Annotated in this window: 26 protein-coding genes; 19 read left to right on the top strand and 7 right to left on the bottom strand. The window is 50.8% G+C overall.

The window, feature by feature from the left end:
- Positions 1 to 537: 537 nt before the first annotated feature.
- From DHN43_RS27560 to DHN43_RS06545, 6 genes are all read left to right on the top strand, one after another.
- Entirely contained in the window at positions 538 to 1,188 is a 651-nt protein-coding gene (locus DHN43_RS27560) for a cold-shock protein (RefSeq protein WP_057461149.1), read from the top strand.
- A gap of 197 nt (positions 1,189 to 1,385) precedes the next feature.
- Positions 1,386 to 2,240 (top strand): 23S rRNA (adenine(2030)-N(6))-methyltransferase RlmJ, encoded by an 855-nt coding sequence (locus DHN43_RS06565; RefSeq protein WP_108818120.1) that lies wholly within the window; start codon positions 1,386 to 1,388, stop codon positions 2,238 to 2,240.
- A 178-nt stretch (positions 2,241 to 2,418) separates the two neighbouring features.
- Entirely contained in the window at positions 2,419 to 2,943 is a 525-nt protein-coding gene (locus DHN43_RS27275) for a hypothetical protein (RefSeq protein ID WP_208980535.1), read from the top strand.
- Between the two features lie 89 nt (positions 2,944 to 3,032).
- The gene (gene hemG, locus DHN43_RS06555) at positions 3,033 to 3,560 is read left to right on the top strand and encodes a menaquinone-dependent protoporphyrinogen IX dehydrogenase (RefSeq protein ID WP_108818119.1); all 528 of its coding nucleotides are present in this window, start codon (positions 3,033 to 3,035) and stop codon (positions 3,558 to 3,560) included.
- Positions 3,561 to 3,725: 165 nt separating this feature from the next.
- Positions 3,726 to 4,343 (top strand): glutathione S-transferase family protein, encoded by a 618-nt coding sequence (locus DHN43_RS06550; protein ID WP_108818423.1) that lies wholly within the window; start codon positions 3,726 to 3,728, stop codon positions 4,341 to 4,343.
- Positions 4,344 to 4,348: 5 nt separating this feature from the next.
- Positions 4,349 to 4,981, top strand: coding sequence for a glutathione S-transferase family protein (locus DHN43_RS06545; RefSeq protein ID WP_108818118.1), 633 nt, complete (start codon positions 4,349 to 4,351; stop codon positions 4,979 to 4,981).
- A gap of 56 nt (positions 4,982 to 5,037) precedes the next feature.
- Here DHN43_RS06545 and DHN43_RS06540 read toward each other — a convergent pair whose 3' ends face one another.
- Positions 5,038 to 5,703, bottom strand: a complete 666-nt coding sequence (locus DHN43_RS06540) for an outer membrane protein (RefSeq protein ID WP_057461154.1) — start codon at positions 5,701 to 5,703, stop codon at positions 5,038 to 5,040.
- 394 nt (positions 5,704 to 6,097) lie between these two features.
- Here DHN43_RS06540 and DHN43_RS06535 point away from each other — a divergent pair, with 394 nt between their 5' ends.
- From DHN43_RS06535 to DHN43_RS06490, 10 genes are all read left to right on the top strand, one after another.
- Entirely contained in the window at positions 6,098 to 7,084 is a 987-nt protein-coding gene (locus DHN43_RS06535; protein ID WP_108818117.1) for a calcium/sodium antiporter, read from the top strand.
- Between the two features lie 101 nt (positions 7,085 to 7,185).
- A complete protein-coding gene (gene uvrC / locus DHN43_RS06530) occupies positions 7,186 to 9,219 on the top strand; it encodes an excinuclease ABC subunit UvrC (protein WP_108818116.1) in 2,034 nt (677 codons plus the stop codon).
- Between the two features lie 209 nt (positions 9,220 to 9,428).
- The gene (locus DHN43_RS06525) at positions 9,429 to 10,334 is read left to right on the top strand and encodes an endonuclease/exonuclease/phosphatase family protein (RefSeq protein WP_208994969.1); all 906 of its coding nucleotides are present in this window, start codon (positions 9,429 to 9,431) and stop codon (positions 10,332 to 10,334) included.
- Positions 10,335 to 10,383: 49 nt separating this feature from the next.
- Positions 10,384 to 11,073, top strand: coding sequence for an HAD family hydrolase (locus DHN43_RS06520; RefSeq protein WP_108818114.1), 690 nt, complete (start codon positions 10,384 to 10,386; stop codon positions 11,071 to 11,073).
- Positions 11,074 to 11,190: 117 nt separating this feature from the next.
- Positions 11,191 to 11,829, top strand: coding sequence for a thymidine kinase (locus DHN43_RS06515; RefSeq protein ID WP_063293973.1), 639 nt, complete (start codon positions 11,191 to 11,193; stop codon positions 11,827 to 11,829).
- Between the two features lie 27 nt (positions 11,830 to 11,856).
- Positions 11,857 to 12,138 (top strand): HlyU family transcriptional regulator, encoded by a 282-nt coding sequence (locus DHN43_RS06510; RefSeq protein ID WP_108818113.1) that lies wholly within the window; start codon positions 11,857 to 11,859, stop codon positions 12,136 to 12,138.
- Between the two features lie 117 nt (positions 12,139 to 12,255).
- Entirely contained in the window at positions 12,256 to 12,828 is a 573-nt protein-coding gene (gene pgsA, locus DHN43_RS06505) for a CDP-diacylglycerol--glycerol-3-phosphate 3-phosphatidyltransferase (RefSeq protein ID WP_057463579.1), read from the top strand.
- 60 nt (positions 12,829 to 12,888) lie between these two features.
- Positions 12,889 to 13,140 (top strand): molybdopterin converting factor subunit 1, encoded by a 252-nt coding sequence (moaD, locus tag DHN43_RS06500; RefSeq protein ID WP_063290026.1) that lies wholly within the window; start codon positions 12,889 to 12,891, stop codon positions 13,138 to 13,140.
- 42 nt (positions 13,141 to 13,182) lie between these two features.
- Positions 13,183 to 13,671, top strand: coding sequence for a molybdenum cofactor biosynthesis protein MoaE (locus DHN43_RS06495; RefSeq protein WP_108818112.1), 489 nt, complete (start codon positions 13,183 to 13,185; stop codon positions 13,669 to 13,671).
- Between the two features lie 152 nt (positions 13,672 to 13,823).
- On the top strand, positions 13,824 to 15,080 hold the full coding sequence (locus DHN43_RS06490) for a multidrug effflux MFS transporter (RefSeq protein ID WP_108818111.1): 1,257 nt from the start codon (positions 13,824 to 13,826) through the stop codon (positions 15,078 to 15,080).
- Positions 15,081 to 15,141: 61 nt separating this feature from the next.
- Here DHN43_RS06490 and DHN43_RS06485 read toward each other — a convergent pair whose 3' ends face one another.
- Positions 15,142 to 16,041 (bottom strand): branched-chain amino acid aminotransferase, encoded by a 900-nt coding sequence (locus DHN43_RS06485; protein WP_108818110.1) that lies wholly within the window; start codon positions 16,039 to 16,041, stop codon positions 15,142 to 15,144.
- A gap of 319 nt (positions 16,042 to 16,360) precedes the next feature.
- Between DHN43_RS06485 and DHN43_RS06480 the strand changes: the two genes are divergently transcribed.
- The 3 genes from DHN43_RS06480 to DHN43_RS06470 are packed head-to-tail and all read left to right on the top strand — an operon-like array spanning position 16,361 to position 18,975.
- On the top strand, positions 16,361 to 16,837 hold the full coding sequence (locus DHN43_RS06480; protein WP_057463584.1) for a MarR family winged helix-turn-helix transcriptional regulator: 477 nt from the start codon (positions 16,361 to 16,363) through the stop codon (positions 16,835 to 16,837).
- Between the two features lie 9 nt (positions 16,838 to 16,846).
- The gene (locus DHN43_RS06475) at positions 16,847 to 17,548 is read left to right on the top strand and encodes a response regulator (RefSeq protein ID WP_063293978.1); all 702 of its coding nucleotides are present in this window, start codon (positions 16,847 to 16,849) and stop codon (positions 17,546 to 17,548) included.
- Between the two features lie 44 nt (positions 17,549 to 17,592).
- Positions 17,593 to 18,975 carry an ATP-binding protein gene (locus DHN43_RS06470; protein ID WP_057463586.1) on the top strand — a complete coding sequence of 461 codons (1,383 nt, stop codon included), beginning with the start codon at positions 17,593 to 17,595 and terminating at the stop codon, positions 18,973 to 18,975.
- A gap of 569 nt (positions 18,976 to 19,544) precedes the next feature.
- Here the strand turns inward: DHN43_RS06470 and DHN43_RS06465 are convergent.
- The 5 genes from DHN43_RS06465 to DHN43_RS06445 all read right to left on the bottom strand — a co-directional run bounded on the left by DHN43_RS06465 (position 19,545) and on the right by DHN43_RS06445 (position 22,941).
- On the bottom strand, positions 19,545 to 19,901 hold the full coding sequence (locus tag DHN43_RS06465) for a tRNA-binding protein (protein WP_108818109.1): 357 nt from the start codon (positions 19,899 to 19,901) through the stop codon (positions 19,545 to 19,547).
- 121 nt (positions 19,902 to 20,022) lie between these two features.
- On the bottom strand, positions 20,023 to 20,715 hold the full coding sequence (locus DHN43_RS06460; RefSeq protein WP_108818422.1) for a TetR family transcriptional regulator: 693 nt from the start codon (positions 20,713 to 20,715) through the stop codon (positions 20,023 to 20,025).
- Between the two features lie 341 nt (positions 20,716 to 21,056).
- Positions 21,057 to 21,878: a pyrroline-5-carboxylate reductase gene (proC, locus tag DHN43_RS06455; protein WP_063290032.1), complete on the bottom strand. Its 822-nt coding sequence runs from the start codon at positions 21,876 to 21,878 to the stop codon at positions 21,057 to 21,059.
- Positions 21,875 to 22,375: a YbjN domain-containing protein gene (locus DHN43_RS06450; RefSeq protein WP_014286739.1), complete on the bottom strand. Its 501-nt coding sequence runs from the start codon at positions 22,373 to 22,375 to the stop codon at positions 21,875 to 21,877. Before DHN43_RS06450 ends, proC begins: the two co-directional genes overlap by 4 nt.
- A 281-nt stretch (positions 22,376 to 22,656) precedes the next feature.
- A complete protein-coding gene (locus DHN43_RS06445; protein WP_108818421.1) occupies positions 22,657 to 22,941 on the bottom strand; it encodes an accessory factor UbiK family protein in 285 nt (94 codons plus the stop codon).
- Between the last annotated feature and the right edge of the window lie 225 nt (positions 22,942 to 23,166).

The raw sequence follows: 23,166 nt of genomic DNA, 5'->3' as shown, positions 1-23,166 counted from the left end.
TCTCCAAATTCCGAATTCTTCGCACCATACAGTAATCAGATATGCCGGGCTACTCTCAGCCTCTTTTGAAACCAGCTAATATTACGGTTTTCAAATACAACCTCAAAACCAAGCCCAAACGAATACCATTTAAAATTGCAGTCACAGTCAAACATGCAAATATCATTTGTCTTCGCAAAAATATTCGATCTTTTAGATGTAAACAATAGGGTTTTATCCTCCCATTTCTGGATACACCCCCAATTTCATAGGGTTTTACCTCCGCCTTCCCTAGGAAAAGCTTGCCCTATTACCAAACTGAACCCTATTATATGCCGCGCATACGTAAAGACTGCCTATGTTGAACTGGCCACTATTATTACCCGGCCAAGCAATTAGGAAGTGTTTGCGATGCAAGGCAGGTAGGAGCTCTTAACCAAAGCCCCACTAAGACATTTGATTATTACTTTGTGTGTTTTCGGACGGGCAATTGGCTTTGAGAAAGCGAGTACATGCGGATACTGGCAGGTTTAAATCCGCAGGAAAGGCGATATTGTAATGCATAATGGGAATTCGGGTCGTCGTCCACGCAGCAAGCGAGGCGGCAAGCGCGAATTTGGGGATTCGCAGAATTTCGGCCCGGAGTTTGGGGCACCAGCATATTTTCCAGGAGATTCCGAGCGCGGCGCCTACGCGCCTCCTGTGGTGGAAAATGAACGCAGAGGTCCCTACGGTAACCGCAGTCCGGGAGGATACGGCGGAGACCGGAACAACGACTATCGCGCGAGCGGGCATGGCGACAATGACCGTGGCGGCGGGTACGGCAACCGTGGTGGCGGCGCCGGAGGCGGTGGCTTCCGGGACGGACCAAACGGTGGTGGAGGCGGAAGACGCAGCTACCCACCAGTTGAACGGGGACCTCGCCAGTCTGGCACTGTCAAGTTCTTCAAGCTGGATAAGGGCTTCGGCTTCATCACACCAGATGATGGCGAAAGCGATGTATTCGTCCATATCTCAGCTGTTGAGCGCTCCGGTCTGACGACGCTTGATAGCGGGCAGCGGATTTCCTTTGAGACTGAACCTGATCGCCGGGGCAAAGGTCCAAAGGCAGTTGAACTGCGACTGGAAGACGGGACTGCAGCTTCATCTGAACCAGCTGAAGCTCAGCCAGAGATGCGCGACGACTTTGACAGCATGGGCCAGGACTAACCATTCTGGACTTGCACTGTTGATTTACTAAAGGCAGCACTTTGCTGCCTTTAGTTTTGCGCTCACGAGAATGCTTTGCGCCTTGTGTCCCTGCCCACCATCAGACTATAAGGCCGACAACAAACCTATTAACAAGAGCGCCTCTAGAGAACTCCACCCTGGCAGCAGCGCGCGATAAAGGCCAACAGGCGCCCACCATGAACTATCGGCACATTTACCACGCAGGCAACATTGGCGATGTACTCAAACATATCGTCCTCGCCAACATCTTGAAGTACCTCCAGAAAAAAGATGGAGCCTACAGAGTACTGGACACGCATGCCGGAGTTGGCCTGTATGATCTGACCTCTGAAGAGGCCCAGAAAACCGGAGAGTGGCAGCAAGGCGTCGGCAAAGTGCTGGAAAATCTTGGCGATGCGCCAGGTCCTGTGAAGGAAGTTCTCGCTCCCTGGTTGGAGACAGTCGAGACTCTCAACCCGGGTGGCGGCGTAAAATTTTACCCCGGCTCCCCTGAAATTGCCTGTATGCTCGCCAGAAAACAGGACCGTCTGACACTCACAGAACTTCATCCAGAAGATTTTGAAGAGCTGAAGAACAATTACGGCGGGGACAAAAAGGTCAAGGTGATTGCACTGGATGCCTGGCTCGCATTGGGTAGCTTCCTCCCCCCAAAAGAAAGACGCGGTGTCGTCCTGATCGATCCGGCGTTCGAAGTGGAAGATGAATTCGCACGCGTTGCAGATGGTGTTATCCGCGGTTGGAAGAGATGGCCAACCGGAACATTTGCCATTTGGTATCCGGTCAAAAACTTCAGTGCAGTTCGACAACTCATTGCTACGCTTGACGAAGCTGGCATCCGCAACACTGTGAAGATCGAATTGTCGGCAGGTAAAGTCAGCAAGGACGCGCCAATGAAGGCCAGCGGGATGATGGTCATCAATCCTCCTTGGACACTCACAAAAGACATGAACACCGCTCTGCCATGGCTCTGCAAAACGCTGACGCAAGGCATCAACCCGTCATGGAACGTGGAACAGGTTATTCCTGAGTAACCCCTCAGAACCTTTGATTGACCCAAAACAGCAAATCACTGATTGCTAGAAGCGCAGGGCCAAAGCTCATGCGCTTCTAGTATCTCGTCGCGCCTCACAAAGAGGCTGGTGCATAAACGCTTCCTGCAGGCAGCTGTCCGCTGCTTCAGACCAGCCAGCCTTTCCGTGGAGAGTGTTAATGCGCGCGAGATCAATCCTAACCCTATTGACTGCAACTGTACTGAGTGTTGCCACTGGAACGACATTTGCTGCTGATCTGGTTCCTCCGGGGAGCTATGACACAACCATCCCCCAGATAGACGAAGAGGATTTCATAGATCCAAATGAGAAAGTCTATTTCGGTTGGTCCGGCGACTATCTGCCAGCCTGTGACTCCGGCAAGGCGCAAAGAGCCGTCGCACGGCAAATCGCACGTGCTGTTCCAAGTTATTATGACGGATTAGAGATCAAGCTGATCGAAGAAATTCGCGAGTCTGATTTCACAATCAGGCGCCCAAGCCCAGTGGGTCGCCGCTATTGTAATGGCGTCGCAACGCTGACCGACGACACCCGCCACCGCATCTATTATGCACTGGTGCAGTATGATGGCTTCCTCGGCCTTTCATGGGGTGTTAGAGCTTGCCTTGATGGTCTTGACAAATTCAGGGTCTATGACGGTGAATGCCGGACGGTTCGACCAGAGCAGGAAATCATCCCTCGCTAACGCAGCACCTTGCTACATCATGCCTCGTAGGACTGATAGCGCTTGAGACTTATATTAGATCTCAGCACAGTCCTACGGGTTCACAACTGATGAAATACTATCTCGCCTACGCCAGTCATGATGGCCAGACTAAAAAAATAATTGGCAAGATCTCAGAGTTTCTTGAAAAGAATGGAGAAAAGATCGTCTTCCTCCCTCTTGTAACAGGGATGGAACAGCTCCCAACTGATCTGAAGAACAATCGAATTCTCATTGGAGCCCCTATCCGCTATGGCTTCCACTTACGCCCGGTTCGCCAGTTTATCAGCCGCAATTTGGCCGAGTTGAATCAGGCACATACAGCTTTCTTTTCAGTCAACCTTACGGCCAGAAAGCCAGAGAAGAGCACCCCGCAAACCAACGCATACCTCCGGAAATACTTAGAGAAATCGAAGTTTGAGCCAAAGAAGGCCGCCGTCTTCGCAGGTGCTCTCAACTACCCTGACTACAAGCCGTGGGATCGTGTGATGATCCAGCTCATCATGAAGATGACCAATGGCCCGACAGACCCTAAACTCACTGTCGAATTTACAGATTGGATTGCTGTCGAGCATTTTGCGAAGGAGCTCAGCCAGTAACCGTAAGCTCTGACACAATCAAATCGAAGTCCCTTGCATTATTGGAAGAAACACGGATATCGTGCAGACCACTCAATTCTCCTAGAGCGTATCACCGAATGCACCTCCGGGTTTCGGATAAGGATGCGCGTTGCAACAAGATTTAGTGTTTTACAGGTGGCTGCCATGCAAACTCTCCGTTCCTCCAGCGCTTCTCCATTTGGTCGCAAAATCAAGCTCGCACTGTACGTGCTAGGCTTCGCAGACAGAGTAAATGTTGAAGCCGCACAGACACTCGATCCCAGTGACACTCTCCGCCAGCAAAACCCACTCGGCAAAATCCCGTGTCTTGTCCTTGAAGACGGCAACGTACTCTACGACAGCCGCGTCATCACTGAATATCTGGACTATACAGCTGGCGGCGAAAAGCTGTTTCCAGCAGGGGCTGAACGTTTTGAAATTCTGACCAAACAAGCCCTTGCAGATGGTATCTGCGATGCGGCAATCCAGATCGTTTATGAAAGCCGTATGCGTCCGGAAGAAAAGAAACATCAGGACTGGGTGGACTACCAGCAGGCCAAGGTTGATCGCGCGCTGACAGCCTTCGAAAACAACCCACTGCCAAAGGTCCAGCATAATTCTCCGGATGCAGCTCAGATAGCCCTGGCCTGTGCTCTTGGATACCTTGATCTTCGTTTCGCAGGTGAATGGCGTAAATCCTATCCAACACTCGTTGCATGGCTGGATGACTTCGCTTCTAGCGTACCTTCATTCGACAAAACCAAAGCTGAGCCGGGAGCTTAGGCAGAATGGTCATACTCCGCACGTCGCCAACCTCCCCTTATGGACGCAAAGCGCGTATCGCTGCTGCCGTTCTGGGACTTCAGGAACAGGTGAAAGTCGACTGGGCTGACACAAGAGCATCCGAAGGCTCTTTGTACGAGCAAAACCCACTTGCAAAAGTCCCAACACTTCTGCTGGAAAACGGCGATATCGTCTATGACAGCCGCGTCGCATTGGAGCTGCTCGACACTCTGGCTGGCGGGGGTAAAATCATCCCGGCAGACGACACCCGCATCTCAGTCCTGACAAAACAAGCAATGGCAGATGGCATCACTGATGCCGCCATTCAAGCTCAGATTGAAACAAGGAACCACCCGGAAGAGCACTGGAACCGGACCTGGATCGACCGTCAGCAAGGAAAAGTTGATCGCACATTGAAAGCCTTCAATGACCATCCTTTGCCAACTCCAACGGAAACCAATGGCATTCCGGACTGTGCCCAGATCGCACTTGCTTGCTCATTAGGTTATCTCGACTTACGCGCAAATGGGAAGTGGCGACAGAACAACCCGAAACTGGTTCACTGGCATGATGCTTTTGTTGCGCAGGTTCCCGCCTACAACGAAACGCAGGCACCAGAAATGCTTGAGAGAAGCTAAAAACGAAAAAGGCGCATGCCGGAAGCATGCGCCTTTAAAGCAGAAAATTAGTTCAATTAGAACTTCATGGAAACGCCTGCGCGTACCAGATTTTCATCAATCTTAGTTTTCTCAGTGTTGCCACCGAAGTCAAACTTCTGATCGCCGAAATCCTGATAAAGGTATTCAAGACGAGCAGTCAGAGTGTCGGTTACTGCGTGTTCAACACCAGCACCTACAACGTAACCAATAGCGGTTTTCTCATCTTTGCCAGAAGCGGATTTTGCAGTCAGGTCTTTGAATGCAGCACCACCTGTACCGTATACAAGCGTACGGTCGAGAGCGTAACCTGCACGAGCGCGAACGGTTGCATTCCAGTCGGACTGCAGCTCTACGCCAGCGCTTTTCTCTTCAAGGTCGTTGTACTGAATGTCAGCTTCAGCACCCAGGACAACACTTGGAGCAACCATGAAGTTGTAACCGGCATGAACGCCCGCAGTTACACCATTCTGGTCGTCATCCAATGCACCGGATGCACCGCTTTTGCCATCAGCGCCGAGGAATCCCCAACCAGCGTTGGCACCAATGTAAGCACCGGACCAGTCATACGCAGAAAAGGTCGCTGGTGTTTCATAAGAAATTTCTGGCTGACTTGGCTGTACTGGCTGAGGGAGGTCAGCAGCAAGGGAAGTGCCGGCCATCAGACCGAAAGCAATAGCGGTACAAGACGCAATACGCAGCATGTATCATTCTCCAACAAATTATAAACGGAGCGCATGAAACGCATCCGCTGGGGGAAGGCGACCAAATGAGACCGCCCCGGGATGGAGAAAGGTATGATTTGACTTTGTGGCTGGATCTGACACGAATTCTGGTTAATTCAAGGCAAACTACAGAAAGAATATGGCACCTTTGACAACCTATTGTTTACGCTAGGTAATGCATACTATTTGAGTGGCCTTTTTACTATACACAAGCTGTGATCAATTCTACCGACTGAAATTTTTGCAGAGATCTGGTGTCAAAAGTGATCTGAGACACTTCAAGAACGCGGCAAACCTGTCTATATACCCGGTCAGACTCCTGTATGCCCCCTTTGGTGTAGCAAATAACCTTACATAATTGGAATTTCAGCCTATGCTTTTCTCATATGCTGCCCTCCTCGGAGGTCTCGCACTATTGATTTTTGCCGGTGACCTGCTTGTACGCGGCGCGGTGTCAATTGCTCAGGCTCTGGGAATTCCAACTCTCATCATCGGTTTGACCATCGTCGCCTTTGGTACCTCAGCACCAGAACTCTTTATCTCTCTGAAAGCTGCTCTCGACGGTGTGAGCGGCGTTGCAATTGGTAACGTTGTCGGCTCCAACATCGCAAACGTGCTGCTGGTTCTTGGCGTACCTGCCCTGATCGCAACAACACCATGCGATGAGAATGGAGCTCACAGAAACGCTCTATTCATGCTGGTGGTCTCCGTCATCTTCGCAGCCCTCTGCTTCATGGGCACGCTAACCCATTATGCAGGTATCGGGCTTCTTGTTCTGCTCGCAATCTTTCTTGGAGATTCAGTACGCGCAACCAAGAAGCATAAGAAAGAGAACGGCTCCTGCTGTGTAACGGCTCCTGATGGAGACGAAGAAGACGATCTTGACGTCGATTCCGTTCCAGAAAACAAAGCAATTGCTGCAGTCTTTCTCGTTCTCGGCCTGATCGGCCTGCCACTTGGGGCACAACTGACCATCTCTGGCGCAACTGATGTGGCATCATCCTGGGGCGTGTCCGATGCTGTCATCGGCCTGACTGTCGTTGCACTTGGCACATCACTGCCAGAGCTTGCAACAACCGTTATGGCAGCCATCCGTCAGCACTCTGCAGTCGCGCTCGGCAATGTCATTGGCTCCAATGTCTTTAACCTGCTGGCGATCATGGGCATCACGGTTACAATCATCCCAATCCCGATCCCAGAACAGATCCTCGTCTTCGACATCTGGGTCATGCTAGCCTGTGCTGTACTGCTGTATATCTTTGCCGCCAAGCGTCTGTGCCTGGGCAAAGCATGGGGCATATTCCTTAGCGTTGCCTATGTCGCTTACATCTACGGCGTATTTGCTCTGGATTTCATCTAGGACACACAACTAAAACACTTCTGAGAGACCGCACCTGCCGTTGAATCGGATAAGGTGCGTTTCCATATTTTATTTCAGCATACACCGAGAGTAATTGGATCATGGCTAAAGACACATCCGACATGCCTGCTCAAGCAGAAGACAATGTCGATGTGCCCCAAAGCAATCCAGACATCCAGTTTGAAAGCAATGCAGCGCCGCGCAAACCTGGCGTAAAGGGTGTTGAAGTCATTGCAGATTTCGTAAAACGCTTGCCCCTTGGCCCCGGCGTCTACCGCATGTTTGATGAGGACGGCGAAGTCCTCTATGTGGGCAAAGCTCGGTCACTGAAGAAGCGCGTCACAAGTTACACTCGGCTTCAGGGCCAGTCCAACCGCATTATGCGGATGATCATGGCAACTGCTGCCATGGAGTTCGTTGAAACCCGCACAGAACCAGAAGCCTTGCTGCTGGAAGCAAACCTCATCAAGCGTTTACGCCCTCGCTTCAATGTTCTCCTGCGTGACGACAAGTCCTTTCCATACATCCTGATCAGTGCCGACCATGAAGCCCCTGCCCTGATCAAACACCGCGGCGCTCGGGCCCGCAAAGGCGATTACTTCGGACCATTTGCATCCGCTGGCGCTGTCAATGACACCATCAATGCCATGCAAAAAGCGTTTCTCATCCGCAACTGCTCCGACAGCTACTATTCCAATCGCTCGCGTCCTTGCCTGCTTTACCAAATCAAGCGTTGTGCAGCGCCCTGCACCGGCGAGGTCTCCATTGAGGACTACAAAGGACTTGTCGCTGAAGCAAAATCCTTCCTCTCAGGCAAAAGCCAGCTCATCAAGCAAGACCTGGCGGTCGCTATGGAAAAAGCCTCAGAGAACCTCGACTTTGAACAGGCAGCTGTCTATCGCGACCGCATTTCTGCATTGTCACATGTCCAGAGCCATCAGGGCATCAATCCGCAGAGCATTGAAGAAGCAGATGTTTTCGCCACCTATCAGGAAGGCGGCCAGACATGCGTACAAGTCTTCTTCTTTCGCACAGGACAAAACTGGGGCAACCGCGCATACTTTCCTAAAGCGGATAAAAGCTACGAACCCTCAGAAATTCTGGAGAGCTTCCTCTCCCAGTTCTACGAGGATAAACCGCCACCACGTATGGTCTTGCTCTCACATGAACTGGAAGAGCAAGAACTACTGGCAGAAGCCCTCTCTGCAAGGGCCAATCGCAAGGTCGAAGTCGCAATACCAAAGCGCGGCGAAAAACGCGAATTGGTGGAACATGCGCTCACCAATGCCAAGGGCGCTCTTGGCCGTAGACTTGCTGAGACATCCAGCCAGCTGAAGCTCCTGAAGGGCGTTGCAGAAGCCTTTGACCTGGACCGTACACCACGTCGTATCGATGTTTTCGACAACTCCCACATCTCAGGCACCAATGCTGTTGGTGGAATGATCGTTGCAGGCTCAGATGGCTTTGCGAAAGGTCAGTACAGAAAGTTCAACATCAAGTCGGAAGACCTGATCCCGGGCGACGACTACGGAATGATGCGAGAAGTGCTCTCACGCCGTTTTGCTCGCCTTATCAAAGAAAACCCGGAAGGTTACGAGCAAGCTGCCCGTTTCACCGCACAATCAAAAACTGAGCAAAAAGCCGGTGAAGAAGAGCAGGATGTCGCGCCATCCAATGCTGACATCCCTCCATGGCCTGATTTGGTGCTGATCGATGGCGGTAAAGGCCAGCTCAGCGCCGTCCGCGAAACACTCGAAGAGATGGGCATCACGGACATCCCATTGGTCGGCATTGCAAAAGGCCCAGACCGCGATGCAGGACGCGAGAAGTTCTTCGTCACGGGCAAACAAAGTTTCATGTTACCTGAACGTGATCCGGTCCTGTACTTTGTGCAACGCATGCGAGATGAGGCACACCGGTTCGCGATCGGCTCTCACAGAGCCCGCCGCAAGAAGGCAATCGTCGCAAATCCGCTGGATGAAATTGCAGGTATTGGTCCGACAAGAAAGCGCGTTCTGCTTCGTCACTTCGGCACTGCAAAAGCAGTTTCAAAAGCTGGCATCGAAGACTTGCGAGCTGTTTCAGGAATCTCCGAAAGCATTGCAAAACTGATCTACAACCACTTCCACGAATAATCACGGGATAACGCATTGTTTTCACAAATAGAAAACGACTATACGCTATTCTCATCAAAACTTAACAACCAAAGGTGAGAGCAGTGCGTTCAGACAGGGTATTATCAAAGAAAAAACCAAATACCCCGATCTTGCTTCATCTGGTGCGCGCAGGAACACTTGCGGTCACTTTCTTGCTCCTCGCCTCTTTATTCGCTCCCGGAAACCTGTTGAGCGAGGCGGTAGCTTTCTTCATCCCTCAGCTTATCGCAGTAGGTTTTGTCGGTCTCCTTCTCTGGCTCGTACTGGCCAGAAAGCTGCACTGGCTCCATTTACTCTGCCTCTTAGGATTGATCATCTCCAGCTTCTGGATGGTCACCAGCATCCGTCTCGTCACTCAACCTGTCGCAATTCTGGATAACCACCCCAAGAGCAAGACGTTCAACGTCATGAGCCTCAATCTCCTGCATATGCAGTTCGAGAAGGAGGCCTTGCAAGAGCTGATTGAAAAACGTCAACCAGACCTGATTGTGTTTCAGGAAACCGCAAGCGCAACTCCCCGTCTGAAAACGTTCCTTACAAAGAATTATCAATACGCTATCCTGCCACCAGCAAAGCGCGACACTGATCTCACAGTCTTCAGCAAATTTCCGCTAGAGAACTCAAAACGAGTTCATATACCTGGCCTTGGGCAAAACGGGTACATCCCGCGCGAGTTCCTGAGCGCAAATGTCGACATCAACGGCACCCTGATCCAGCTCTATGCAATCCATCCGGCAAGTCCACGCAGTCAACGTCGCCTGGACGGACGGACGACCTACATGAATTACGTGTCAAATTACATCCGGGAACAGCGGACAGATTCACCCATTATGGTTTTAGGGGACTGGAACACCCCTGTCTGGTCAGATACCTTTCAGAAACTGCTTTCAGATTTGAAGCTGAAAACAACGTTCACCAGCCTCATTCCGCAGACAACTCGATATTTTATCAATCCGTTTCTTGGAAAAGTGTTGGGATCAAAAGTCGATCACATCACCTCTTCTGAAGAAATAATAATCAAAGACCTCATAATTGACGAAGATGTCGGCTCAGACCATTTTCCAATCTTCGCGACACTTCACATATTACCCTAAAGTAAGCATATAGTAACTTTCTAGGGATCGGTCCGGAGGGAAATTTGGAATGCCACGAGAATTGCTTATATCCTTCGATGCAGACCAAACCCTCTTTGATTTTCAACGAATTCTGGACGAAGCCCTCATCACCACCGCAAGTTTTTTAAGCCATTACTCCGACAAACCCATCACGCCCAAACGCCTCAAAAAAATACATAAATCCCTCGTTGAAGACGCAGACCCCAACAACATTCGCTATCTGGAAATTCGAAGAGCTTCATTTGAACAAGCACTTAATCCACTGAGTAATGCTAAGGAGTTGTCTGAGCAGGCGCTGGCGATTTTCAAAAAAGTCCGCTTCGGAGATCCTTACTTTTACCCTCATGTCAAAGAAACGCTCGCGACGCTGAAGCGAAACTACAAGACAGCGCTCATCACCAACGGCAACTCCTGCCCCAAAAGCGCTGGTATCGCCCACCTCTTCGATTTCGTGGTGATGGCAGAAGAGTACCCATACAAAAAACCGGATCCCCGTCTCTTTGATGCCATGCTTTCAATGGCTGGTATGAGCCCCGACAAACTCATCCATGTCGGCGACTCTTTGGAGCACGACATTGCAGGCGCGAACAATATCGGTGCCACTTCTGTCTGGTTTAACCCTCTGCAGCATGCCAATCGATCCCCTGTTCTGCCGGATCATTCCATAGCCTGCATGCGTGAATTACCAAGTTTGGTCGCTGGATACGCCTCACGCTAAAAGTTTGCCGTGGAACCTTGTGAGTAACCTCCCAGGGTTCTGGCCTCTCTCACGAATCCATGTATGAAGACCTAATCAGATTGAACGCGATGAGGCGCGCCGCGCCGCGAAGGGCCAATGGCAAAACTATATTTCAATTTCTCCGCAATGAATGCTGGTAAATCCACTCTGCTGCTGCAGGCCTCCTATAACTATCAGGAGCGCGGCATGCGCAGTTTGCTGTTCACAGCAGCTCTCGACAATCGCACTAAGATCGGAGAAATTTCATCGCGTATAGGTTTGAAATCAGACGCCCTCATCTACGACACAAAGCTTGATCTGTTCGCTTGTATTGAGGAACAACTCAAAGAGCACCAGTTCAACGCGGTCTTCATCGATGAAGCACAATTCCTGACAGAAGAACAGGTCTGGCAGCTGGCCCATGTTGCGGACCATCTTCGTATTCCTGTAATGGCTTACGGTTTGAGAACTGACTTTCAGGGCAAGATGTTTCCAGGCAGTGCCGCACTCCTCGCCATTGCAGATATCCTCCGCGAAGTGAGAACCATCTGCTGGTGCGGATCCAAAGCAACAATGGTGGCCCGCGTGGACGAAAGCGGAAACATTGTCGAAGAAGGCGATCAGGTTGTCATTGGCGGTGAGGAATCCTACATCTCACTTTGCAGAAAACACTGGTCCATGCGCAAACTTGGAGAACCTAACGGTGAAAACAAGGATGCACTCGCCGACATGATGTGCGAACCTGTAGACCAATAAAACTACGTTTAGTCTGGGAGAATAAACATGGGCTTTTTCTCAAATCTGTTTGGCGGCAACAAAGATGAAAAATCAACGCCAGCTGCAAAGGCAGAAGAATTTGAAGGCTACCTGATTTACTCTGAACCTTCTCGCCGTGGAGGACAGTGGCAAACTGCGGGTCGCATCACCAAGCAATTTGGTGAAGAGACCAAAGAGCATACCTTTATCCGCGCAGACACACATGGCTCTGAGGATGAAGCAAAAGATTTCTCTTCACGCAAGGCAAAGCAGATCATTAAGGAAATGGGTGACGGGATGTTTACATAATCCCGTATACTCCCCCGAAGTCCTGCACAAATAAGCGTGCTACAATTGACAGGACGCACTTGGATGTGCACACCCTGCGTATGAGCGCTTGTTAGCCGCGTAAACTTGAAGGTTCATATGTCCCGTAAGCTTATATTTTCGCTTCCAAATATTCTTACTTACGGCCGTATTGCTGCTGTGCCAGCTCTGGCTGTGTGTTTCTATTTCCCAACCCACACCGCCCGTTGGATTGCATTGAGTATCTTCTTCATAGCTGCAATCACAGATTTCTTTGACGGCTACCTCGCCAGAATTTGGCAGCAACAGTCTGCTCTCGGTCGCATGCTGGACCCAATTGCCGACAAACTTCTTGTTTCTGTTTGTCTCCTAATATTGGCATGGGATCAGACAATCGGAAACTGGTCCATCTTTGCTGCCATCATCATTCTTTGCCGGGAAATCCTTGTTTCCGGCTTGCGTGAGTTCCTTGCTGAGCTTCGTGTATCAGTCCCTGTTACCAAACTGGCTAAATGGAAAACCACTGTCCAACTCGTTGCCTTGGGCTTTTTGCTCGCAGGTGATGCTGGCGATGTTGTTTTCCCCTACACCACATCAACTGGTATAGTGCTACTTTGGGTCGCAGCGATTTTGACCCTATATACGGGGTATGACTACTTCCGCGCCGGAATTGGCCATCTGATTGAAGACTAATTCCTGTAAAAGACAAGGCTTCCACGAAAAGGAAGCCATACAATACCGGGGCTCAATCTCATGAAAATTCGTTACTTCGCTTGGCTGCGTGAGCGCACTGGAACCTCTGAGGAAACCATTGAGCTTCCTGAAACTGTTAAAACCGCAGGCGAATTGATGATTTGGCTCGCAGCTCGTGATGAAGGTTATGCCTTTGCCTTCGAACAACCAGAAACCATTCGCATCGCAGTCAATCAGGAACACGTAGAAGAAGATCACGTTTTGTCTGGAACTGAAGAAGTTGCATTCTTCCCGCCAATGACAGGCGGTTGAGGAACACCTTCCCTCCAGCATATCTCAAAGTCTGCGAGTACCATGTCAAACAGCACCACCACAGAATTTACAGTCCGCGTTCAAGCTGAAGATTTTGACGTTTTAGCAGAAACCGAAATCCTCGCCAAAGGCCGCAAAGATGTCGGAGCTATCGTTACCTTCACTGGCCTATGCCGGGATGAAGGCGGTACGCTTGAGGCGCTAGAACTGGAACATTATCCAGGCATGGCCGAAGCTCAGATCTCAAAGTTTGCGCAGCAAGCCGTTGAACGTTGGCCTCTGACAGGCCTCACGATCATTCATCGTTTTGGCAAAATTCCTCCAGGCGACAACATTGTTTTGGTCATAGCAACCAGCTCTCATCGTCGAGCCGCCTTCGAAGCTTCTGACTTTCTAATGGACTTCCTGAAAACGCAGGCGCCATTTTGGAAGAAAGAGCATCTCAAAGAAGCATCCGAGGGAACTTGGGTCGAGGCCAAGGCAGTTGATGATGCCGATGCAGCGCGCTGGGACGAGCAGAAAACCAAATAGTTCCAGCATTCCATAAACATGCAGCACGCAACAATGAACTGGCACTTGCCTTGACATAGCCATGTTTGCCAGTTCAAATAGAAGCTAATTTGAGTTTATTAGGTCGCAATCGCGACCTCTTACCTTTTTTGCACCCAACAAACAGGTCTCTGATGTCTGCAGTTTCTGATCTGCAGCATGAGCGAGCACCTCATCCTGGGCTTTCCTTATGGGAAATTGTCAGCCTTGTTGCAGCGCTTATGGCGCTGAATGCGGTTGCGACATCAATGATGCTCCCGGCTCTTCCGGCTATGAGCGCTGCATTGTCTGTCGCCGACAATGATCGCCAATTGGTGATCACAGCCTACATGCTTGGTCTCGCTTTTGCTTCTCTCTTTTTCGGTCCGCTTTCGGATACGATTGGTCGTCGAACCACGTTGCTGATCGGCCTCAGTCTGTACATCATTGGCGGAGTGTATTCGACATTCGCTGTAAGCTATGAGCACATGCTCGCAGCTCGAGCCCTTCAGGGTATCGGAGCTGCAGCACCGCGCGTCGCATCCATTTCAATGATCCGGGATTGGTACAGCGGTCGTCAAATGGGCAAGGTGATGTCCCTGGTCATGGTAGCTTTCCAGATTGCCCCCGTGATTGCTCCATTTCTCGGACAGATCGTCCTGTGGGTCGCTCCATGGCAAGGCGTATTCGCTGCCCTAACTCTGTTTGGAGTGCTCTTATTTGTCTGGTGTTCGATGCGCCTTCCTGAAAGCCTCGACCCTATAAACCAGCGCCCACTGGAATTACGTTCTGTCCTCAGTGCATATCGGTTAGCCCTCACCACTCGTGTGACTGTAGGCTACATGATGGCCATGACATTCATCTTTGCCTGCCTGTTCGCATTCATCAATTCTGCACAGCAAGTCTTCATGGAACGCTTTGCGCTCGCTGACCTGTTCCCAATCGTGTTTGCAGCAATCTCAATCGCAATGGCCCTTTCCTCCTACCTGAATTCACAAATGGTGGAGAAGTATGGCCTCAGAAGAATGTCGCATATGGCATTGCTCGGCTTTACCACAACTTCTGTTTTGACAGCAGCAATTGCCTATAGTGGTAATCTGACCATCGTGACATTCATAGCAATTCAATCACTGGCAATGTTCTTCTTCGGCTTCATCGGCCCGAACTTCAACACCATGGCAATGGAACCATTGGGGCGCGTTGCAGGCGCTGGCTCGGCAATGATAGGCTTCATCACCACATTGATCGGAGCCCTGCTTGGTGCTGGCATTGGCAAGTTGTACAATGGGACCGAACTTCCCCTCGTCTATGGTGTCGCTTTGTTCTCGATCCTTGGCTTGATCTGCGTGCTGATCACAGAAAACGGCAAACTCTTCAAACCGCAGCACGAACAACAGCTCGCAACCGAATAAAACGAGAAAGCCCGCCACTCAGTCAGAGCGGCGGGCTTTGAATTTTCATGCAGCGAAGAAATCAGCTTGCAACAAGCAACTCTTCTTTCGCAGGCTGTACAGCAGCCATGTAATCCTCGATCATCAGCTTCGTAATATCGCCCGGAACAAAACTGTGCGGCCCGATTTCAGAAACCGGTGTCACTTCAGCAGCAGACCCAGTCAGGAAGCACTGTTCAAAGCCTTCCATCTCTTCAGGCATGATACGACGCTCAATCACCTCGATACCGCGAGCACGCGCCAGATCAATCACAGTGCGACGCGTAATGCCATCAAGGAAGCAATCTGCAATCGGCGTATGAATTGCCCCATCTTTGATGAAGAAAACATTCGCGCCAGTCGCTTCAGCAACACGGCCCTGCCAGTCCAGCATCAAAGCATCAGAATAACCTTTTGCTTCTGCTGCATGCTTGGAGATTGTGCAGATCATGTACAGGCCAGCTGCCTTCGACTTGAACGGCGCAGTCTTTGGATCAGGGCGACGATATTCTGCCAGATCCAGACGAATACCCTTCAAGCGCTCTTCTGGAGAGAAGTAGCTTGGCCACTCCCAGGCAGCAATCGCCAGATGGATGGTGTTGGACTGAGCTGAAATGCCCATCATCTCACTGCCGCGCCAGGCAACCGGACGCAGGTAAGCGTCTGTCAGGTTGTTCTCGGCTAGCATCTGTTTACACGCACCGTTAATCTGCTCTTCGCTCCACGGAATAGTGAAGCCCAGAACCTCTGCAGAGGCATGCAAGCGCTTGGTGTGTTCTTCCAGCTTGAAGATCTCGCCGCCATAGGCGCGTTGACCTTCGAACACACTGCTTCCGTAGTGCAAACCGTGCGTGAGCACGTGCACCTTGGCCTCTGACCACGGAACAATTTTTCCATCCAACCAGATTGAGCCTTCTAGTTGATCAAAGGGTATACCCGCCATTTCTCTTCTCCATATGGCGAACAATTCACGGTGCAGGCAAGGCAAGGACTTGCCAGTCAAGGTGTGTTCTAGCTAAATCAATGAGTTTATAAAGGATAGGTATACAGAGCAGCCGTATTACAACTACAGATGATCAATACCTACCCACGACGTAAAACCGATGAAGAAATTAATTTTTCAACTATTGCGCACATGCGACGTGTTGAGTTCTTTCCTTTCTTCAGCGATGAGTAACTTGTAACTATCATTCTGAAATAAGTCAACATGACTGACGTATTTTTTATGAGATTAAAAAATAGGCAGTTATCCGGGACAGGAAATGAATAAAAAAGACAGCGATTCACCACGGTTTGACCTTATTGAACTGTTTTTCTTCGCTTATCGCGATTTTACGGGTGATCCGGATGTGCTTCTCGATGAGCTGGGTTTTGGTCGTGCCCATCACCGTGTTCTTCATTTTGTGCACAGAAACCCCGGAATCAGAGTCTCTGACCTGCTCGACATTTTAAAAATCACGAAGCAAAGTTTAGGACGTGTTTTGAAACAGTTGGTGGATGATGACTTCATTTGTCAGGAACCAGGAGCGTTGGACCGCCGTCAGCGCCTGCTATATACCACTGAAAAAGGTACAGAATTTTGTGCCCGACTATCCAAACTCCAGTCCCAACGTATTAATAAGGCGATCTCCATGATGCCAGATGGCAGTGATGAGATTGTCCGCCAGTTTTTATATCTTATGATTGATGAGAATGATCGCAGCGAAGTTGCCCGTCTCATCACCAAACAAACAGATTGAGGAATTACCGTGGCCCGCTCTGCTCTTCTGGAAGATGATGCACCTCACATTCTCCTGATTGATGATGACAGCCGTATCCGCGACCTGCTCCAAAGGTTTCTCGGAGAAAGCGGCTTTCGGGTAACCGTCGCAAGAGACGCAGTAGAAGCCCGCCGCAGATTATCCGGCCTGGAGTTCGACCTACTCATTTTGGACGTCATGATGCCAGGCGAAAGCGGAATTGAGCTCGCAAAAGACCTGCGCCGTTCCAAAGCTGTCCCCATCCTCATGCTCACAGCCCGCTCCGATATTGAAGATCGGATTGAAGGACTGGAAGCTGGCGTCGACGATTATGTTTCAAAGCCGTTTGAACCACGCGAATTACTCCTCAGAATTTCCGCCATCCTCCGCAGAGGTGGCCCAAAGCCAAAAATGAAACTCGAAGTATTGGCGTTCGGCCCGTTTCAATACAATGCAGAACGCGGTGAACTAAAACGCAATGACGAACATGTACGTCTGACTGATCGGGAAAAACAAATCCTCAACACCTTCGCGGAAAAGCCTGGTCAAACTGTAGCACGAACTGACCTTGTGGGAGCAGATGCTGCACTTGGTGAGCGCACAATCGACGTTCAGGTGAACCGCTTGAGAAGAAAGATTGAGGAAGACCCCGGCAATCCCCTGTACCTGCAGACCGTGCGTGGGATAGGTTATCGGCTTATTACCAACTAGCTGCCATTATAGCAGCCAGCGCACAGGCGAGCAGCGAGAGGACAATGGGCTTATCAGACCGGTTCACACTTCCACAATGGATCAGAACGCTTTTAAAGCCCTACTTCGCGGTGACCAGCTGGCTGCATTATCGGCTTCCAAAGGGCCTTTATGTCCGTGCTCTGCTGATCATCGTTATCCCCTTCCTGATCCTGCAATCAGTCCTCGCTTTCGTTTTCATGGAGCGCCACTACGATCTGGTAACGCGCCGCCTGTCTGAGGCAGTGGTGCGGGAAATCGCAGCTGTCGTCGATATGACCGAGACCTATGCTCATGACGATAACTACGCCACACTTAAAAGGATTAGTGCAGGTGCATTAGGTCTATCCGTGTCAGTCCTTCCCAAAGAACCACTTCCAGCAGCAAAGCCTAAACCGCTCTTCGATTTGGTCGACCGATACATGACCCGTGAGATCGCGGCTCGTATTGGAAAGCCATTCTGGATTGATACAGTGGGCGCAGCCCGGTTCGTTGAAATCCGTATCCAGCTTGAGGACAAGACGCTTCGTATCATTGCCCGCCGCAGCCAGACGTATGCGTCGAACTCCCATATCTTCATCGTCTGGATGGTCGCCACCTCGTTGGTTCTGATCATTATCGCAGTCTTGTTCCTCAGAAATCAGATCCGGCCAATCGAGCAACTGGCAGATGCTGCTGAGGAATTCGGCAAGGGCCGACAAGTCTCCAACTTCCGTCCACATGGCGCTCGTGAAGTCCGCCGTGCCGCTCTTGCCTTCGTTGACATGCGCCGCAGAATTGAGCGCCATGTTGATCAGCGCACGACCATGCTTGCAGGCGTCAGCCATGACTTGCGAACCATCCTCACGCGGTTCCGGCTTGAGCTTGCCCTGCTTCCTCAATCTCCCGAGGCGGATGCTCTGCGTAAAGACGTCGACGAAATGAACCGCATGCTGGAGGACTACCTTTCCTTCTCCAAAGGCTATGGTGACGAGCCGCCTGCTCCGGTTGATATCTCGCTCATGCTGGAGGATCTGGAGGTCGAGGCAGAGGTTGTTGGCGCTGACGTTGCATCTTCCTTCGACGGAGATCCACTTGTCATCGTCAAAGGCCGAGCCTTCCGGCGCTGTCTGCTGAACGTGATTTCCAATGCGGCGCGCTATGGCAAGACGCTACGCATCAAGGGCAATCGAACACCCGACTGGCTAATCATCACAGTTGATGATGACGGTCCGGGTATCCCTCGTGAAGAGCGGGAGAACGTCTTCCGTCCCTTCCACAGGCTGGATACGGCCCGCAATCAGGACAGCGGTGGCTCAGGCCTTGGCCTGGCGATTGCAAGGGATATTGTGAGAAGTCATGGGGGGGAAATCTTCTTGCGCCAGTCTCCACTGGGCGGCCTGCGCGTTCGCATTCGCATTCCGATCTAGCTCACAGTGTGCACAAACACCAATAGCACCACATGACCTCTCATGCAGTGTTGAACCAGAATTCCCGGAAGTCGGGATGAGCAAGGCGGCAGGCAATGCCTGCGCTATTTGTTAGTAATGAGTCTTCGGCATCAGCTACACGCCTTGCCCGGGCTTTCTTGGAATGAACAACGTCGCCTCTTTTGCCTATAAGGCACGATAGCCGGTTTCCCGGAAAGAAAGTGGCTTATCCAGACACGTTTCCATGCCCAGACAGTTCCTCCGTCTTTGACTGATACCTTCGCAAAAGCAAGTTTCCCTGCCGGTGCTCTTGTATCCGTCGCCACGTGATACCCTATAGTCCTGGGCCCTTCCCCTCAAACCATGCGGTCACGTTTGAAGTTCGGTTCACCGGACCACTGAAAGGTGCGTTACGTCTTCCAACAGCCCAACCCAGCCCACGACAAACTGACGGTCGCTCCGCCAGCTGCCCGTTACGTAGGCATAGACACAGAGTATGGGAGGAATTCAGGAGGGGAATAAGTTTTTTGCCCTCACGTCATAAAGGTCCGGCAAACCTGGAGCGAACTCTAATGCATCCGTCCACCGTTAGGCACCTTGTTGTCGGGATGGAGCAAAACGATATCTCCATTCTCATCCGCTAGCCCAAGTGTCAAAACCTCAGACATAAATGGCCCGATCTGTCGCGGCGGAAAGTTCACGACAGCAATCACCTGACGGCCAACAAGTGCCTCAGGCGTATAGTGAGCAGTGATCTGAGCAGACGTTCTCTTCACACCAATATCATCACCAAAATCAATCTTCAGTTTGTAGGCAGGTTTACGCGCCTCGGGAAAATCAACAGCTTCAACAACAGTGCCAACACGCACATCCACATTCAAAAAATCATCAATACCAATGGTTTTCGTATCTTCTTTTTGGTCCATATTCTTCTCAATAACTCAAATTACAGCGTATCTCCGAAAAGTGGAAACCGGTTCTCGGAGAAAGATACGCAAAAACAAAGGCTAAAGCAGTTCATGTGTTTCCACTTGAATGCAAACTGGTTTAAGGGCTGGCTTCAGCCCCACCATTCGCAGCTTCAGGTGGAGGTGTGCTTTTACCTGTTGGGCGTGAAGATCTCTGGCACAAACGTCCCAGCCCTTCAATAAAGGGAGCTGCCACTTTCTCAACGCGGCAAGCGCGGCCCATCCATTTTTCACCGTTCGCCAGCATGTCGTCAACGGCAACCATAACCTTCGGGTGTCCCGGCGCGTCATCCTCAAGCCAAACCCGAACCAACCGCTCAAAACCCAAAGCCAAAGCATTGGACATACCGACACTGCGCAACCCAAATTCCTCAATGCCTGCTGCCACCAGCATCCACTTCATCGAGCGTGTCACCAGCTTGTGCATGTGCATGGCCAAAGCCGGGTCTTTCACCACTGTTTTGCGTAGGTTCCGGACCGCCTCTCTATGCGGTTCCATGATATCAAGCCGGCACATGAGGACGTCAAACAGCCGATCACGCCGTGTCTCATCCATCAGGTCAGGATCACGCTCTTTCAGAACTTTCTGGTCAATGTCCTGCATAAACGCTGCCAGCAGATCCAGCTTTCCATTGCAACACGCCCGCACCACCTCAATCTTCACACCAGCATTATCCGCGATCGCTGTATAAGTGATCTCTTCAATCCGGTGTGTTTCCAGCAACTCAATAAAACTTGCGATGACTTTCTGATGGGTCTTTTCGGTGGGCATGGCACGCTCCTGTATGGCCAACACTCCAGAGCGCATTCCGTTTGATTGGCTTCAATCAAACACTAAGAATTCGCTCCACTAAAGAAGTTAGAGTGCGGAGCGTGAATGTAAATGAACGCGACCTGCTCTAACTACGCATCAACACCTAATCATACACATAGGAGCAACACAGATACAAAGAAAAAGCCTCAGTCTAGTAACCGAGGCTTTACTTCAATATCGAGCAATTTTGGAACCTGCTGAAAACGTATCTCCAAGAAGTGGAAACCGGTTTTAGGCTAAAGAGACGCGACAACAAAATCTAAAGCAGCGCGGCAGAACCTGCACAAACAGGTGCAGCTTTAGTCAGCAAGTTCTGTGGCGCGATGAGCTGCCTTTGCAACAGCCTCACTCATCAGGTTTGTCAAAGCGTCGTCTCCCATCAACACGGAAAGCGCAGCAGCCGTCGTCCCACCGGGAGAGGTCACATTCCTGCGCAATACATCTGCATTCTCGGGAGATTGATGGAGCAGCTCACCAGAACCTGCGACTGTTCCACGGGCTAAAGCCTCTGCAAGCTCGGCATTCAGCCCTAATCGTTGACCAGCCTCACTCATGGCTTCAACCAGATGGAACACGTAGGCAGGACCGGAACCGCTGACAGCTGTTGCCAGATCAATCTGCTCTTCAGCATCCACCCAGTAAAACGCGCCAATTGTTTCAAGCAGGGAGCTCATCAAAGCCTTTTGCTCATCCAGAACTTCAACCGAAGCATAACCTGCAGTCACACCTCGCCCTACCTGAGAAGGCGTATTCGGTATCACGCGCACAACAGGCTGGGCTGCTCCGAACGTATCTTTAAAGCGCTTGATTGTTGTGCCCGCTGCAACAGAAAGGATGATGCTGCCCTCATCGGCAACATCAGTAAGCGTTGGCAGCACCTCTTCCATCATTTGCGGCTTGATAGCCATCAACAGCACACCCGCCACAACACCTTCTGGCACGCTCTTGTGCCAGGGGATGCTGTGTGCAGTGATGGTTTCAAGTGTGTCTGAAGGTGGGTTGGGGTCAACAACCACAACATGTTCAGGTGCCATACCCTGCTTCATCCAGCCAGCAAGCATGGCACCACCCATTTTGCCTGCTCCAATCAGAACAAGCGGGCGTTCATTCGTTAGTTTCATGCATCACCGGCAGTTTCAAACATCACAGTTTCCATCGCTTCCTGTGCTGTTTTGCCAGCCCACACGACAAACTGGAACGATTGATAATACCGCTCACATGAATCAAGAGAATTAGAGAAAAGGACTTCTATCTGAGATGAATTGGCTTCTGCACCACCAGCCAGCAAAAGCGACTGACGGAAGATAACAACACCTTCACGACCCCAGATATCAAAATGCCCCATCCACTGCTGCTCGTTAATGAGCGCAAGCAGACGAACAATCTCATCTTTTCTGGGAGCAGGAACCTTGAGGTCGAACGCACTTGCCATATGCAGTGCTTCCAACTCTTCCATCCATGAAAAGGTTACGTGGTAATCACACCAAGTCCCTGTAACCGATATGGAAATCTCGTCATCACCAAGGCGTTCAAAGGACCAGTCATTACCGGTTGCCAGGTTTTCAATGGTATCAACCGGATTCAGGGGGCGTTCCGTGCCGAACTCAATAAGGCTCATTTCCGGTCCTCTTTCCGTTTGAGGAATGGTTTGTCTACCCGCTCCGGACGGACGCGGGTCGAGTGATCATGGACCAGACACTTACGTGCTCTTGGATAGAAGCATGTACTACAAAGGAAGTTCCAGACCGGAACTGTTGATGCAGGACATCGAATCCCTTTTTTGCCAATATACCGATAGATTTGGCCTTTCCCCTATAGGGGGAATAGACAGATCATTGCGAAAATTGTGGACGACTCAAAGCCGCCCACAGCATATTCACATGTAATTTTCAGCCAAACCTACGCTTTGTCTTCTGGCGTAGCTTTTTCATCTAGATCGGCAAGGCGCTTTTCTACTGCTGCAAGGCGCTCTTCAAGCTTTTCAACTTCATCAAGCGCTTTGATCGCCATGTCTTTGACTGTGTCAAACTCATCACGCGAAACCAGATCCATATCCGACATGAAACGCTCGGCCTGCGCTCGGAATGCGGTTTCTACTTCCCGCTTGGCACCTTGCGCAACACCAGCGGCATCGGTCATCAGCTTTGCAAACTCGTCAAACATACGATTTGGAGACTGGCTCATGGCGTCCTCTTTAAATTTCTCTCTCACAAACAAGTATTGGTCCGGCCCGTCAGTTTCAAGCGCTGAGAGCTGATTTGCACCCAGAACCCTAAAGAACCTGTCAGTAAGATGTCGAAAGCTTGTGTTGAACACCTGCCACAAACCACTTGACCAAATCCTTCACTTGTCGGAATGCTCGCTGAACTGAAGCGCATGAGGTTCGATAACCTCCGATCAAACACTTGC

The organism is Pseudovibrio sp. Alg231-02, assembly GCF_900143565.1.
In the GTDB taxonomy this organism is placed as follows: Bacteria; Pseudomonadota; Alphaproteobacteria; order Rhizobiales; family Stappiaceae; genus Pseudovibrio.
This window is presented reverse-complemented; position numbering and strand designations above follow the sequence as displayed.

Coding starts and splice junctions, on each gene's coding strand:
- DHN43_RS27275 (WP_208980535.1), top strand. CDS start 2,419: ATGCGCGCGAGATCAATCCTAACCCTATTGACTGCAACTGTACTGAGT.
- pgsA (WP_057463579.1), top strand. CDS start 12,256: ATGTCCCGTAAGCTTATATTTTCGCTTCCAAATATTCTTACTTACGGC.
- DHN43_RS06565 (WP_108818120.1), top strand. CDS start 1,386: ATGAACTATCGGCACATTTACCACGCAGGCAACATTGGCGATGTACTC.
- DHN43_RS06545 (WP_108818118.1), top strand. CDS start 4,349: ATGGTCATACTCCGCACGTCGCCAACCTCCCCTTATGGACGCAAAGCG.
- DHN43_RS06510 (WP_108818113.1), top strand. CDS start 11,857: ATGGGCTTTTTCTCAAATCTGTTTGGCGGCAACAAAGATGAAAAATCA.
- DHN43_RS06540 (WP_057461154.1), bottom strand. CDS start 5,703: ATGCTGCGTATTGCGTCTTGTACCGCTATTGCTTTCGGTCTGATGGCC.
- uvrC (WP_108818116.1), top strand. CDS start 7,186: ATGGCTAAAGACACATCCGACATGCCTGCTCAAGCAGAAGACAATGTC.
- DHN43_RS27560 (WP_057461149.1), top strand. CDS start 538: ATGCATAATGGGAATTCGGGTCGTCGTCCACGCAGCAAGCGAGGCGGC.
- DHN43_RS06465 (WP_108818109.1), bottom strand. CDS start 19,901: ATGGACCAAAAAGAAGATACGAAAACCATTGGTATTGATGATTTTTTG.
- DHN43_RS06550 (WP_108818423.1), top strand. CDS start 3,726: ATGCAAACTCTCCGTTCCTCCAGCGCTTCTCCATTTGGTCGCAAAATC.
- proC (WP_063290032.1), bottom strand. CDS start 21,878: ATGAAACTAACGAATGAACGCCCGCTTGTTCTGATTGGAGCAGGCAAA.
- DHN43_RS06470 (WP_057463586.1), top strand. CDS start 17,593: ATGGGCTTATCAGACCGGTTCACACTTCCACAATGGATCAGAACGCTT.
- hemG (WP_108818119.1), top strand. CDS start 3,033: ATGAAATACTATCTCGCCTACGCCAGTCATGATGGCCAGACTAAAAAA.
- DHN43_RS06445 (WP_108818421.1), bottom strand. CDS start 22,941: ATGAGCCAGTCTCCAAATCGTATGTTTGACGAGTTTGCAAAGCTGATG.
- DHN43_RS06450 (WP_014286739.1), bottom strand. CDS start 22,375: ATGAGCCTTATTGAGTTCGGCACGGAACGCCCCCTGAATCCGGTTGAT.
- DHN43_RS06485 (WP_108818110.1), bottom strand. CDS start 16,041: ATGGCGGGTATACCCTTTGATCAACTAGAAGGCTCAATCTGGTTGGAT.
- DHN43_RS06515 (WP_063293973.1), top strand. CDS start 11,191: ATGGCAAAACTATATTTCAATTTCTCCGCAATGAATGCTGGTAAATCC.
- moaD (WP_063290026.1), top strand. CDS start 12,889: ATGAAAATTCGTTACTTCGCTTGGCTGCGTGAGCGCACTGGAACCTCT.
- DHN43_RS06520 (WP_108818114.1), top strand. CDS start 10,384: ATGCCACGAGAATTGCTTATATCCTTCGATGCAGACCAAACCCTCTTT.
- DHN43_RS06480 (WP_057463584.1), top strand. CDS start 16,361: ATGAATAAAAAAGACAGCGATTCACCACGGTTTGACCTTATTGAACTG.
- DHN43_RS06535 (WP_108818117.1), top strand. CDS start 6,098: ATGCTTTTCTCATATGCTGCCCTCCTCGGAGGTCTCGCACTATTGATT.
- DHN43_RS06460 (WP_108818422.1), bottom strand. CDS start 20,715: ATGCCCACCGAAAAGACCCATCAGAAAGTCATCGCAAGTTTTATTGAG.
- DHN43_RS06490 (WP_108818111.1), top strand. CDS start 13,824: ATGTCTGCAGTTTCTGATCTGCAGCATGAGCGAGCACCTCATCCTGGG.
- DHN43_RS06495 (WP_108818112.1), top strand. CDS start 13,183: ATGTCAAACAGCACCACCACAGAATTTACAGTCCGCGTTCAAGCTGAA.